Origin of the sequence: Streptomyces sp. NPDC048639 (assembly GCF_043199075.1) — a bacterium.
GTDB lineage: Bacteria > Actinomycetota > Actinomycetes > Streptomycetales > Streptomycetaceae > Streptomyces.
The window spans coordinates 654237-667425 of record NZ_JBICVP010000001.1 but is presented as its reverse complement, the minus strand read 5'-3'; the positions used below and the strand labels follow the sequence as shown (position 1 = coordinate 667425).

General features: G+C 70.1%; 13 protein-coding genes. 7 read left to right on the top strand and 6 right to left on the bottom strand.

The window, feature by feature from the left end; translation table 11 throughout:
- The first annotated feature begins 82 nt into the window (after window positions 1-82).
- From ACGFNH_RS02865 to ACGFNH_RS02845, 5 genes are all read left to right on the top strand, one after another.
- Window positions 83-1252, top strand: a complete 1170-nt coding sequence (locus ACGFNH_RS02865) for a M48 family metallopeptidase (RefSeq protein ID WP_393651180.1) — start codon at window positions 83-85, stop codon at window positions 1250-1252.
- 298 nt (window positions 1253-1550) lie between these two features.
- Window positions 1551-1892 carry a DUF3955 domain-containing protein gene (locus ACGFNH_RS02860; RefSeq protein WP_393651179.1) on the top strand — a complete coding sequence of 114 codons (342 nt, stop codon included), beginning with the start codon at window positions 1551-1553 and terminating at the stop codon, window positions 1890-1892.
- A 769-nt stretch (window positions 1893-2661) separates the two neighbouring features.
- Window positions 2662-3153, top strand: a complete 492-nt coding sequence (locus ACGFNH_RS02855; RefSeq protein WP_393651178.1) for a DUF6083 domain-containing protein — start codon at window positions 2662-2664, stop codon at window positions 3151-3153.
- Window positions 3154-3766: 613 nt separating this feature from the next.
- A complete protein-coding gene (locus tag ACGFNH_RS02850) occupies window positions 3767-4231 on the top strand; it encodes a tyrosinase family oxidase copper chaperone (protein ID WP_393651177.1) in 465 nt (154 codons plus the stop codon).
- A gap of 76 nt (window positions 4232-4307) precedes the next feature.
- Window positions 4308-5126: a tyrosinase family protein gene (locus tag ACGFNH_RS02845; RefSeq protein ID WP_393651176.1), complete on the top strand. Its 819-nt coding sequence runs from the start codon at window positions 4308-4310 to the stop codon at window positions 5124-5126.
- Window positions 5127-5227: 101 nt separating this feature from the next.
- Here ACGFNH_RS02845 and ACGFNH_RS02840 read toward each other — a convergent pair whose 3' ends face one another.
- From ACGFNH_RS02840 to ligD, 5 genes are all read right to left on the bottom strand, one after another.
- Window positions 5228-6232: an MASE1 domain-containing protein gene (locus ACGFNH_RS02840; RefSeq protein WP_393651484.1), complete on the bottom strand. Its 1005-nt coding sequence runs from the start codon at window positions 6230-6232 to the stop codon at window positions 5228-5230.
- A gap of 129 nt (window positions 6233-6361) precedes the next feature.
- Complete coding sequence (locus tag ACGFNH_RS02835; RefSeq protein WP_393651175.1) at window positions 6362-8206, bottom strand: glycoside hydrolase family 15 protein; 1845 nt, start codon at window positions 8204-8206, stop codon at window positions 6362-6364.
- 133 nt (window positions 8207-8339) lie between these two features.
- Window positions 8340-9044: a L,D-transpeptidase gene (locus tag ACGFNH_RS02830; RefSeq protein ID WP_393651174.1), complete on the bottom strand. Its 705-nt coding sequence runs from the start codon at window positions 9042-9044 to the stop codon at window positions 8340-8342.
- Between the two features lie 75 nt (window positions 9045-9119).
- Window positions 9120-10025: an ATP-dependent DNA ligase gene (locus tag ACGFNH_RS02825; RefSeq protein WP_393651173.1), complete on the bottom strand. Its 906-nt coding sequence runs from the start codon at window positions 10023-10025 to the stop codon at window positions 9120-9122.
- On the bottom strand, window positions 10022-10918 hold the full coding sequence (ligD, locus tag ACGFNH_RS02820) for a non-homologous end-joining DNA ligase (protein ID WP_393651172.1): 897 nt from the start codon (window positions 10916-10918) through the stop codon (window positions 10022-10024). The genes ACGFNH_RS02825 and ligD overlap by 4 nt, the downstream gene beginning before the upstream one ends.
- Before the next feature lie 30 nt (window positions 10919-10948).
- Between ligD and ACGFNH_RS02815 the strand changes: the two genes are divergently transcribed.
- Window positions 10949-11977, top strand: coding sequence for a Ku protein (locus tag ACGFNH_RS02815; RefSeq protein ID WP_393651171.1), 1029 nt, complete (start codon window positions 10949-10951; stop codon window positions 11975-11977).
- A gap of 76 nt (window positions 11978-12053) precedes the next feature.
- On the top strand, window positions 12054-12302 hold the full coding sequence (locus ACGFNH_RS02810) for a hypothetical protein (protein ID WP_393651170.1): 249 nt from the start codon (window positions 12054-12056) through the stop codon (window positions 12300-12302).
- An 84-nt stretch (window positions 12303-12386) separates the two neighbouring features.
- Here the strand turns inward: ACGFNH_RS02810 and ACGFNH_RS02805 are convergent, their stop codons facing one another.
- Entirely contained in the window at window positions 12387-13178 is a 792-nt protein-coding gene (locus tag ACGFNH_RS02805) for a DedA family protein (RefSeq protein ID WP_393651169.1), read from the bottom strand.
- Between the last annotated feature and the right edge of the window lie 11 nt (window positions 13179-13189).

Genomic DNA, 13189 nt, shown 5'->3' with positions numbered 1-13189 from the left:
GGTTTCTTACCTGTTCTTTCAGCGATCAACCGGGGGAGAGGCCATGCGGGGGCGAGGGGTATCCGCTGGGGGCGAGGTTGTTGTGCCCGACCGGGCGGGTTTGGCGACGGTTTCCGCCTATGGCGTCGCGTGTTTGGTGCATCTTCTGATGGCGGGGCTGTTGACCGGTGGTTTGCTCCTGGTCGTTCTCGGCCTGAAGACGGTCGTGCAGCCACTGATCGGACTGTTGATGCTCGGATTCGCCGTCCCCATGCGCCCCCGTTTCGGCAAGCTCGACCCTGATCTGCCCACGCTGCGACGGATGGATGCGCCGGCCCTCTACGCGCTGTTGGATGACATAGCGGCCACGGCCGGCGTGCGGCGCCTCGATGCGGTGCAGGTCAGCGCGGACTTTGCCGTACGGGTCTCCACCTATGGCATCCGGCGCAGGCGGCGGATGGAGCTCGGCCTCCCCCTCTGGCTGACCTTGGCACCGCAGCAGCGGGTCGCCGCTGTTGCGCATGAATTCGGGCATTTCGTATCTCGCGATATCCGACGCGGGGCGCTGGTCGGTATCGCGCTCGGTTCACTGGCTGGTGGAGCGAAACTGATGGAACAGCGGCCCGACACGTCGGAGTCGGCTGTCCCTGCCCCCCTGCTCTTGCGGCACGCGGACCAGATGGCAGAATATTTGTATCGCTTCAACGCCCGTGGGAAGTTGGCGAATTGGGCGCTGGGGATTCCAGGACTGGTGGTGAGGGGCGCGGCCCGGCTGCTGGTTCGGCTCACGCTGCCGGGGGCGCGGCGCGCGGAGTTCCAGGCGGATGCCGTGGCCGCCCGAATAGCTTCCACCCAGGCCGCTGTCTCCGCCCTGCGTGACCGGCACCTAGCCGATGTCGTCAACGTCGAGGTGAACCGAATGGCGATTGCTGCGCATACGTTCAGCCGGACTCGCGCCGGGCAGAGCACGTACCCGGACTTCTGGGCAAAGGTTGCCGCACACGTGGCAGCATTGCCCGACAGCGAGCGGGAGAGGCTCCACGGTGTCGACCTCAGCAATGTGACGACGACAGACTCCGACCCCTTGGGCAGCCCGGCCAAGGATTCCGGCCTCCCATCCAGCAGCCTGCGTGTGGCCCGTCTGTCCCTCGGGGCGGCACAGCCTGCTGCTGTCACGCTCGACGCGGCCGGGGCGGATGCCATCGAGTACGAACTCCGCGAATCGAAGAGCCGGCTGGCCCGCCAGGTCGTTCAAGACTGCGTCCGCACCTGAACCCGGAATCCTGGAATTCCGTGGAACCACGACCGCGACACGATCTACCAGTGAGCCTTCCGGCAGCGGCGCGGGACTCCCACCTCCGACACCAAGAGCGGGCGACCCCGACGGCAACGGATGACATCCGATTCCACAGCTGAGCCAGACGCTTGCGGCCCCATCTTCCGAGCGGAGGTGGGGGTTCGTCCGTTGACATCACTGGTCGGCATCAACGCCGCGTCGAGTCCCTCAGCGAGTATCACCGCTCGGACGAATCGAGGAGTTCCCCATGCCTGCGCAACCATGAGGTTTTGGAATGCGTCCTCGTGATGGGGAGAAGCTTCACGAGGGAGGATCGAGAATGGACGGGACATTTCTGCAGATGGCGCTGCTTGCATGCGTGGCTGTGACGTTGGGCACCGCGACGTGGAAAGCGGTGAAGGGTATGTCCCATCGGTCGGCTTGGCGTGTGAGCGCTGCGCTGCTGTGGGCGGGGGCGCTCAGTTTTGTCGTCAACATCGCCTCGGGATCAAGCGTGGACGACAATGGTGTTCTCCATGAGCAGTTCGCGCTCGTGCCTGTCGGATGGGCTCTTCTTCTCGTCGGCACCGTGAGTGCACTCATTACGGGCTGGAGGGGCCTCCCTCATCGTTCGTAGATGGTGAGGCTGTTTCCGTGTGGATCAACCGGCTGATGCGTTACGCATTCAGACCGAAAGGCTCCGTGCACTGTGTGGTGTTGCGCGCACGGGGACATGGAGCGACGGTGGCGGTGTTCTCGCTGTCGTCCTCGAGCTGTCACGGCTGTGCGTGAGGGGATTGCTCTGCGAACAATCCCCCCGATGATCCTTGTGCCGCTTGCCGTGGAGGCGGTGCCGGGAGCGCGAGAGTCGGCGGTGGAGAACCGGCTACGCAACGCCCACGCTCCACCGGCCGCGATCGCCTCCGGGAGCCCGGTGAGCCTTCGCGGTCGTGGTGCTGCTCGTCCGACGGCCGCCTGCCGCCGCCCGGCGGCAGGCGGCAGCGGAGACGGCAGCGGAGACGCAGGCGCTGAGAGCGCCGCGGTGTGTGCCGCACGGCCCGTATCACCTCTTCTCTTCCACGAGGATCTCTCCTGGGTGCTTGCCGGGGAGGATGCGCAACACGGCAAGGAACGGATGGGAAGCTTTGGATCGTGGAGGAAACGACCCGTTATCGATGCTCAAGTGCACACTGCCTCAAGCGAATTGATGAGGCATCGCCGTGACGCAGTGGTGGGGTCGTATGGGTGTTGTGCATGCGCGAGTTCCCTGAGTTGCCCAGTGTCGTTCCCAGTGACTTGCGGGACACTTCTCCTCGGGGGCTTGGTGTCGGCTTGCTCCGGCGCGCGCTGACGCGCCCCCGAGCGCGCCCTGTCCGGCCCGCGAAAGGGAGTTCACTCTCACTGGCATGGGGGCGAATACGAACCGTGGTCGTGGTGGGCTCGCATGTCAGCGCTGTGGTTGCCGAAACGGGACCGTGGGCGAGCGTGGGCGTATCAAGCTCATTGCCCTTCTCTGCGAGCGTTGTTGGAACATCACATCCAATGAACTCGCCCTCCAGGAAGGCGCTACGGATTCGCCCGGCTACGACGCGGAGGGAAACGCACTCGTTGCGGGTGAGCCCCCGCGATGTCCCGCGTGCAGGACGCCGATTGTGCCCTGCCCGACGAATTACGACCGGTGGGTCCATCTGGCCACGAAAGATCTGCCGGCGGAGAGGGTTCCGCGCCGCTTTCGGTGGCGGCTGGTGGACGTACAGGGACATGGCCGTGTCGCCGTGCGGATCCGTGGAGTCGAGCCGTTCCCCACTGCTTTCGTGCGGCCTGCTCATCGGGCGGTCTGCCTCGGCCCCGACGCCGAGCCGGACGTCGCGCGGGAGAGCCGTCTCGATCAGATGTAGGCGGCCTCGGAGCCGGTGGGTCCCGGTACGCGCGGTGGTCCGGAGCGCTGCCACGCAGACGTGGTGCCGTTCTCCGTCCCCAGCAGCGGTGCAGAACCGCCCATCTGACATGGGGTCGGTGCGTCGAGGCGGAACCGCGACGCCGCGGTTGCACCCACAGCGGCTCCCCGCGGAGGGCGGCGTACGAAGCGGACTCCGGCCGCCGGCGCGCATGGAGCGGTCGCCGTCCCGTGCCGCCGAGGCATGACCACGGCCAACTGCCCGGGAATCCGGTCGAGTTGATGCCGTGAGAGATTTCACTGTTTCGGAACATGGGCAGGAGATTTTTCGGCTGAGCTGTACACAAAGCGCGGAATATTTCGCTCCACGAGGCGGCTCCTCATTCGCCCGCACAAGATCGACGCCGTTGAACATTTCACCTCTCTGCGGAGATTGTCTTGTTCATGCTCAAACACCTCTCTTGCGTTCTGGCGATCCGTGGGGCGCTGCCAGCATGTGGCTGCAGGTGATCGCCTCATGACCAGACGTGATCACCCCGTGAGCGGATGAAGAGCCGCCCCCTTCCGCGGGGCCCTCCGCGGAAGCCGATGAACCCAATGAGAGGGGTCGAACCATGTCTCGTCCCGACCGCCGTCAGTTCTTGCGCGGAGGCGCACTCGCCCTGGTGGGAGCCGCGCTGGCCGCGCCCGCCGCCGTTGCCGCGTCCCGTGCCACCGGTTCCCGCGCATCGCACGCCGCGCACAACGCCCACACCGCCCACGAAGGCAAGGCGGCGGCTGAGGTGCCCGAGCCGTTCGACGAGGTCTACCTCGGCCGCCACATAGAGGGCTGGCCGTCCGCGGAAGGACCGGGCGGCGGCGGGGACCACGGAGGCCATGGAGGCCACGGCGGACACGAGGGCATGGCCTTCGCTGTCCGCGTCGACAACGACGACCTCCACGTGATGCAGAACGCCGACAGCACCTGGATAAGCGTCGTCAACCACTACGAGACGCACGCCTCGCCCCGATCCGTCGCCCGCGCGGCCGTACGGGAGCTGAACGGCTCGGACCTCGTCGTGATGGTCGGCACCGGCTGACCTCTTCCGACGCCGCACCCGTCCCCGTCCCCGTCACATCCCCGATCACGACCGAGCTCGCAGAGGAACCCTCCACATGGCAGACCGGAAGAACCAGGCGGATCTCACCGCCACCGAGAAGCGGAACTTCGTCGACGCGATACTCGAACTCAAGCGTGCAGGCCGCTATGACGAGTTCATCACCACGCACAACGCCTTCATCACCGGTGACACCGACAACGGCGAGCGGACCGGCCACCGTTCGCCCTCGTTCCTCCCCTGGCACCGCCGCTTCCTCCTGCAGTTCGAGGAGGCGCTGCAGTCCGTCGACTCGTCCGTCATGCTGCCCTACTGGGACTGGACGACCGACCGCTCGCCGAGCAGCTCGCTCTGGGCGGACTCCTTCCTCGGCGGTGACGGCCGGAGCGGCGACGGGCGCGTCACCTCCGGCCCGTTCGCCTTCGGCGGCGGCAACTGGCCGATGAACATACGCGTCGACGGCCGGACCTACCTGCGCCGTGCGCTCGGCGTGGGCGTACGCGATCTGCCCACCCGCGCGCAGGTGGACGCCGTTCTGGCCATGCCCGTCTACGACGCCGCCCCCTGGAACAGCGGATCCGACAGTTTCCGCAACTCCGTCGAGGGCTGGCGCGGCCCGAACCTGCACAACCGTGTGCACGTCTGGGTCGGCGGCCAGATGACGTCCGGGGCTTCGCCCAACGACCCGGTCTTCTGGCTCCACCACTGCTTCATCGACAAGCTGTGGGCCGACTGGCAGAGCCTTCACCCCGACTCCGGCTATGTGCCGACCAGTCCCGTCCGCAACGTCGTCAGCCTGCGCGACACCATGAAGCCGTGGAACGACGTGACGCCCGAGGACATGCTCGACCACACGCGGTTCTACACCTACGGCTGAGCCGCACCGGCATCGACGGCTGAGCCCTCTGCCGCCAGCCCGGGGCCGCGCGGTTCTCGACCGGCCGCGCCGCCCCGGGCCCGCGCTCCGTCCGTCCCCGCCTACCGTTCCCCGTCCTTGCCCTCGCCCCGACGCCGCCCGGGCCTGCCGGGCTCCCCGGGCGTGAGGCGTACCACAACCTCCGCGAGCTGGACGCACACCGCCTCGATCCGCTCCCGCGTCTCGTTCCGCTCGGTGACCATGGCCGAGAGCACCAGCGCGGTCAGCGCCGCCGAGCCGTTGAGCGCCTGCAGCGTGAACATCTGGGCGAAGAGGTCGTGGCCGTCGAAAGGGCCCGAGCCCGAGCCGGCCGCGAAGATCGCGAGCACCGAGACGATCAGCACGCACGGCGCGGCCCCGGGGAGCTGGAAGCGGTAGGCGGCCCAGATCAGGAACGGGAAGATGACGAACAGCATGTTGAGGGTGCTGTTCAGCGACCCGAGCGCGACCAGCGCCGTGCAGGCCAGCAGCGCCACCGCCTCCGCCCATCGCCACGCGGGAACCGCCAGCACTCGCCGGAGCGGCCAGGCCGTGCGCAGGACGAGCAGCATGGGGACGACGACGAGGACGCCCATCGCGTCGCCCGTCCACCACACCGACCACGCGGGCCAGAACTCGCCAGCGTCCAGGGCCCCGGAGAGCACGAGCGCACCGGTGCCGATGGTCGAACTGACCAGCATCGCCAGCAGCGCGCCGAGGAACACCAGCGCCAGCGCGTCCCGCAGCCGGTCCAGCTCGGTACGGAAGTCCGCGCGGCGCAGCAGGGCGTAAGCGATCAGCGGCGCGACGGTGTTGCCCAGCACGATCGCGAAGACCCAGCCGGACGGGCCGAGCGGCACGTTGACCAGGAAGGCGCCGAGTGCGATCCCCGGCCATACGCGCAGACCGAAGAGGAGAAGGCAGGCGACGGCGATGCCGGTGGGCGGCCAGAGCGGGGTGATCTGCCCGCGGACGAGCTCCTGTTCCAGCCCGAGCTTGCCCGACACGTAGTACGCGCCTGTGACGGCGAGGTTCAGCAGTACGCCGTTCACATGTCGCCGGAGTCGCGGGTCGCGTGCCGCAGGCAGTGCCACGGCAATATCAGAACCCTCCGTGCCGTCCGAGGCGGGCAGGACACACGGGTGCGTGCCCGCGCGGATCGTTCGGCCCGCTGCGAGCCCCTCGTACGAGAGGCGTTTCCGAGGAGGCTCCGCCCCTCAGCCCAGTGCGCGGTCCAGGTTGAACGCCGCGCTGATCAGCGAGAGATGCGTGAAGGCCTGCGGGAAGTTGCCGTGCTGCTCGCCCGTACGGCCGATCTCCTCCGCGTACAGGCCGAGGTGGTTGGCGTACGTCAGCATCTTCTCGAACGCGAGACGTGCCTCGGCGGTGCGCCCGGCGCGGGTCAGGGCCTCGACGTACCAGAAGGAGCAGATCGAGAACGTGCCCTCCTCGCCGCGGAGGCCGTCCGGGCTGGCCTGCGGGTCGTAGCGGTAGACCAGGGAGTCCGAGACCAGGTCCTCGCCGAGGGCGTCCAGGGTGGACAGCCACTTGGGGTCGGTGGGGGAGATGAACTTCGCCAGCGGCATCATCAGCACGGAGGCGTCCAGCACGTCGTCGTCCTCGTGCTGCACGAATGCCTGCCGCTTCTCCGACCATCCCGCGCTCATGATCCGGCGGTAGATCGTGTCGCGTGTGCGGGACCAGCGCTGCAGATCGGCGGGCAGGCCGCGGTGGTTGGCCATCCGGATCGCCCGCTCGATGGCGACCCAGCACATCAGTCGTGAGTAGAGGAAGTTCTTCCGGCCGCCGCGGGTCTCCCAGACGCCCTCGTCGGGCTGGTCCCAGTGCGCGCAGACCCACTCGACCAGATCGCAGACGGTGTCCCAGTGGTCGCTGGAGAGCGGCTGGCCCCACTTGTCGTAGAGGTAGAGGGAGTCGATGAGGGCGCCGTAGATGTCGAGCTGGAGCTGGTCGACGGCGTTGTTGCCGACGCGTACGGGGGCGGAGTGCAGATAGCCCTCCAGGTGCGGCAGTTCGCGCTCGGGCAGGTCGTGGCGTCCGTCGATGCCGTACATGATCTGCAGCGGTCCGTCGGAGGGGTTGTTGCGCAGGCCGACCCGGTCGGACAGGAAGCGCATGAAGGACTTGGCCTCGTCGGTGAATCCGAGCCGCAGCAGCGCGTAGACGCAGAAGGCGGCGTCGCGGATCCAGACGTAGCGGTAGTCCCAGTTGCGCTCGCCGCCTATCTGTTCGGGCAGGCTGGTGGTCGGGGCGGCGACGATGGCGCCAGTGGGGGCGTAGGTGAGCAGCTTCAGGGTGAGCGCGGAGCGGTGGACCATCTCGCGCCAGCGCCCGCGGTACTTCGACGCCGCCAGCCAGCCGCGCCAGTACCGTACGGTCGCGTCGAAGAGCCGCTCCGCCTCGCGCTCGGGGCAGGTGCGCAGATCGGCCTCCCCGCCCACGTGGTCCAGGGCGAACACCGCGACCTCGCCCTCGCGCAGCTTGAACGGCGACCACACGTCCGTGCCGTCGATCTCCAGCGGTGCGGTGGATGTCAGCGCGAGGGAGAGCCCGTCCGACTCGAAGACGGCGACGCCCTGTTCGGTGATGCGGACGGTGTGGGGCTGCTCGCCGTAGTGGAAGCGCGGCGCCACCCGGGCGCGGAAGGGCAGGGAGCCGCGGACGCAGAGCACACGCCGGATGAGCCGGTGCCGGTCGGTCTCGCGGGAGTCCTCGGCGTCGACGATCGGCATGAAGTCCTGGATCTCGCCGACCCCGTCCTCGGCGAAGAAGCGGGTGATCAGCACATTGGTGTCGGGGAAGTAGAACTGCTTCGTCCGGGCCGGTACGTCCGCGGCCAGCTCGAAGGAGCCGCCGCGGTCGGCGTCCAGGATCGACGCGAAGATGCTGGGTGCGTCGAACCGGGGGCAGCAGTACCAGTCGATCGTCCCGTTCGTGCCGACCAGCGCCGCCGTGCGCAGGTCTCCGATCAGCCCGTGCTCGGCGATGGGCAGGTAGCGGGGGCTGCCCGTGCGGTACGCCTCGTTGGACACGGTGGTCACATCGGCCTCCCTGCGTCGGCGCGCGCCGCCCGGGCGGGACGGCGCCACAAAGCCGTCATTTCAGCGTAAGGCGGGTCGGCCGGGCGCCGCCCGGGGAGGCCGGAGCGGGGCCGCCGGCGGCGAGGAGGCGCCGTCAGTACCGGGTGATCGCGGGGGGGCCCGAGCGCGTGCCGATGGCGATGTGCGGCCGGTCCGCGGGGTCGGCCCAGGTCAGGATCGCCTCCATCGCCCGCGCGGGCACGGACACGCAGCCGGCCGTGGCGCCCCGGCCGTGCACGTGCAGAAAGATCCCCGCGCCCCGGCCCTTGACCGGGCGGGCGTAGTTGAAGCCGATGACGAGCGCCCGGGCGTACTGGACGCCGTACGAGGCCAGGTGCTCGGCCTCCTTCGCGGCGCAGTCGGGCGGCAGCGGCTCCACCCACCGGTTGTACGCGGTGGAGCGGGTGTCCTGGCACCACCAGGACCGGTCGGTGATCACCCGGTACGGGACGGAGGTGCCGGCCGGGGCCGTGCGCGTACCGAAGGCGAACGGCAGGTCGTAGAGCCCGGTGGGGGTGGTCGACGTGCCCTGTTCGCGGGTCCTGCCCTCGGTCAGGCCACCAGCCCCGAACCGTGCGGGGGCGGACCCTGCCCGCCGCCACGCCCCGTCCCGCTTCTCCCACCAGGTCAGGGTGCCGGTGGTGGAGGACGGGGCGGGGGCCTCGGCCGTGATGAGCTGCGTGCCGCCGCCGGTGTCCGCCAGGCGTTCGGGCAGCGGTGCGTCGCCGTCGGCCGCGAGGAGCAGGGGCAGGGCGGCGGCCGCGGCCAGCAGCCGGAGGAGTCGGGAAGTGCGTGCCATGCCCGATGCGGTGCCCCGGTCGGCGGGCGCGCCAAAAGCGCGTGGGGGACGGTTCATTCCTGCGGGGCAGGGCCGCTACTCCGGGCCGCGCAGCCTGAGGACGGTGATGATCGGCGTACGGGTCTCCGTCCAGAGGATCTCGACGGTGAGATCGGGCGGTACGGGGGTGTAGAGCGTGGTGCCGTCGGGTGTGCTCCGCCGCCCGCCCGGCGCCTCGTCGGTGGGCGGGCCGAGCCTGCCGAGCGCCGGTGCGAGGGCGGCCTGGAGGTTCGGCGGCAGGCGCCCGGAGAGCACGGGGGAGTCGTCGCCGGGCAGGACCAGGACCAGGTTCCTGGGGCGGGTGCGGGGTCCGGTGTAGCCGACGACGACGGCGTCACGCGTCTCGTTGTGCCGCAGCTTCAGCCAGTCGCGGCGGCCGCCGCGGTAGGGGTGGTCGAGCCGCTTCATCACCAGGCCCTCGACCCCGACCTCGCGCAGCGACTCGTACCAGGCGGTGGCCGTCTCCGGGTCGGTGGTCACGGGGACGGGCTGGAGCGGCGGCCCCAGCGGGGCAAGCAGCTCGACGAGGGCTTCGCGGCGCTCCTCGTACGGGTGCCCGCGCAGGTCCGCGGAGCCGGAACCGAGCAGGTCGAACGCCGCGTAGGAGGCGGGGAGTTCACGGGCGAGGGCGGCGGCGCGGGTACGTCCGGCCATGGCGCGCGTCTGGACGGCGGCGAAGTCGGTCCGCCCGCCCGTCCAGATGACGACCTCGCCGTCGAGGACCGTGCCGGGCGGCAGGGCCCGCGCGGCCCGCGCGAGGTCGGGGAAGGAGTCGGTGACGATGCGGCCGGAGCGGGCCTGGAGCTGCACGCCCCGCTCGGTGCGGAAGACGACGAGGCGGTGACCGTCGAACTTCGGCTCGTACGCGTACCGGCCGCGGGCCAGCACATCGACCGAGCGGGCCAGGGCGACCCGCAGCGGAGGCCGGGGCGAGGGGCTCACCCGGCCGCACCGGGCAGGGGGTGGGCGTGCCCGGGCTCGACGAGCGGCGCGAAGAGGTCACCGTGCTCCTCCAGGCGCGGCAGGATGTCCCCGGCCTCGAACACCAGGTCCTCGGGCCGGGCGCACGCCTCGACCTCGTCCCAGGTCACCGGGGCGGAGACCGTGGGGGTCGGGCGGGCCCGCAGCGTGTAGGGGGCGGCGGTCGTCTTGGCGGCCGTGTTCTGGCTCCAGTCGACGAAGACCTTGCCGGGGCGCAGATGGCGGGCCATGCGGTGGATGGCGAGGTTCCGCAGCTCGCGCTCCGCTTCCAGGGCGAGCGCCTTCGCATAGGCGGTGACCTGCTCGGACGGTACGGGCTCCAGCGCGGCCAGGATGTGCAGTCCCTTGGCGCCGCTGGACTTGGCGAAGACCTCCAGCCCGTCCGCGGCCAGCCGGTCGCGCAGCCAGCCGGCGACCGTGCAGCACTCCACGATCGTCGCGGGCGCCCCGGGGTCGAGGTCGAAGACGAGCCGGTCGGCCGTGCCGGGTGTGTCCGCCGTCCACTGCGGGGTGTGGAACTCGGTGACCAGATTCGCCGCCCACACCAGCGTCGGCAGGTCCTGGACCAGGACGTGCCGGCCGGTCTCACCGGCCCCCGAGCGCGGTACGACGGCCGTCCTCACCCAGTCGGGGGTCCCGAGGGGGAGGTTTTTCGCGAAGAAGTGCTGGCCCTCCGAGCCGTCCGGATAGCGCAGGAAGGACAGCGGGCGATCGCGGAGGTGAGGGAGGAAGGCGCCGGCGACGGTGGCGTAGTAGTGCAGGACCTCGGCCTTGGTGAAGCCGTTGGGATAGAGCACCTTGTCGAGATTGCTCAGGGCCAGTCGCCGCCCCTCCACCTCCGTCATCTGCGACATACCATGAGAATCCCACGAAAGGGATGAATCGTGCGATCGATCTGGAAAGGGTCCATCTCCTTCGGCCTGGTCAACATCCCGATCAAGGTGTTCGGGGCCACGGAGAGCCACTCGGTCTCCTTCCGGCAGGTGCACGCGGCCGACGGCGGGCGCATCCGCTACCGGAAGGTGTGCGAGCTGGAAGACGTCGAGGTGTCGAACGAGGACATCACGAAGGCGTTCGAGGCACCCGACGGCACCACCGTGCCGCTCAGCGACCAGGACCTCGACTCGCTGCCGCTGCCGACGGCCAAGACCATCGACATCCTGGCGTTCGTCCCGGCCGACACGATCGACCCGCTCCAGCTCGACCGCTCCTACTACCTCGCGCCCGACGGCGCCGGGGCGGCCAAGCCGTACGTCCTGCTGCGCGAGGCGCTGAACCGCAGCGAGAAGGTGGCCGTCGCCAAGCTCGCGCTCCGCGGGCGCGAGACCCTCGGCATGGTGCGGGTCGTGGGCGAAACCCTTGCCATGCACACCATGCTGTGGCCCGACGAGATCCGGCAGCCCGAGGGCATCGCGCCCGACGCGAAGGTGACGGTCCGGGACGCCGAACTCGACCTCGCCGACACTCTGATGGACACCCTGGGGGAGATCGACCTCGACGAGCTGCACGACGAGTACCGGGAGGCCGTGGAGGCCCTGGTCGCGGCGAAGCTGGAGGGCACCGAGCCCGCGCCGGTCGGTGAGGAGCGCGAACGCGGCGGCAAGGTGATCGACCTGATGGCCGCCCTGGAGAGCAGCGTCAAGGCTGCCCAGGAGGGGCGGGGCGAGGGTGAGAAGGCGCCCGCGAAGAAGGCCGCGTCGAAGAAGACCGCTGCGAGAAAGAGCACCGCGCAGTCCGGAGCGAAGAAGACAGCGGCCAAGAAGACCGCGGCGAAGAAGACTTCCGCGCAGTCCTCCGCCAAGGAGCCTTCGGGCAAGAAGAGCACGTCGACGGCGAAGAAGACCACCGCGAAGACCGCCGCGAAGAAGACCGCGGCGAAGAAGACGGCGGCGAAGAAGCGCGCCTCGGCCTGAGGCGCAACGGACGGCCGGCAGTCGGGCGGTCCGGGCGCTGAGTGCCGGGCGGATCCCCGAGCCGGAGGGAGCGGTTGTGGCCGCTGTGCACGCCACGCACGAACTGCGCGCCGAACACCGCGCGGCCGCCCCCGGCCAGTCCGGTCGGCTCGGCGGCCTCGGCCCGGTGAAGACCTGGCACATGGTCCGCGGCTCCGGGACGACGGCCATGTGCGGGCGCGCCCTCGATCCGGTGGCCGCGTCCCGTCCGGAAGAGGACTGGGGCAGGACGCGCGAGATCTGCTGTCACACCTGCGGCGCGCTCTATCTGCGCGAAGTGCCCTGACGCAGCGGCCCGTACGCGGCCGCGCAGCCGCGTACACGACCGTGCCTCGTACCGGCCCGCCGGCCCGCCGGAGCAGCAGCGGCGTCAGGCGCCGGGCTGCTCCCTCGCCACCGGCCGCCGCAGCGCGTACGCCGCGCCCGCGCCCGCCGCGAAGAGGGCGAGCACCGATACCGCCGTACCGAGCCAGGTCGCGCCGAGCCACTGTCCGCCGAAGTAGCCGAGGCCGACGCTGTATCCGGCCCAGGCGAGACCCGCCAGCGCGGACCACGGCAGGAACTCGGCGGCCCTGCGGTGCATCGCGCCCGCACCGAGGCTGACCACGGAACGTCCGGCAGGGGCGAAGCGGGCGATGAGGACGAGCATGCCGCCGCCGCGCATGAGGGCCGCGCCGAGCCGGGCCTGAGCGCGCGTCAGCCTGCGCGAGCGGGCGATGGCGCGGTCGAGCCGGTCGCCGCCGCGCCAGGCAAGCCGGTACGCGACGAGGTCACCGAGGCAGGAGGCCGTCGCGGCGCACAGCACCAGGGCCAGGATGTCGGGGACTTCGGCGTTCGTACCGACGGCGTCCGCGGCGCGGGTCCCGGCGGCTGCGGTCGCCGCGGCGATGACCAGGACACCGCTCGGCAGGACGGGAAGGAACACGTCCAGCAGGACGGAGCCGGCGACGACGACGTAGATCCAGGGGGTGACGGCAAGAGCCCCCAGGTTGTCGAACTCCAGACTCTCCAGCACCCGTTTCTCCCTGTCCCGTTCCCCCGCCGCGACGTCGCAGGGAAGCGGCAGGGGCGGCACCAACTGCCATACAGCGTACGCCTGTGTGAGCCGGGAAAATTTGGTGGGGTCCGTGATGTTGTTCGCATCACTCTCCCGCTCACGCATTCGCGGCAGTG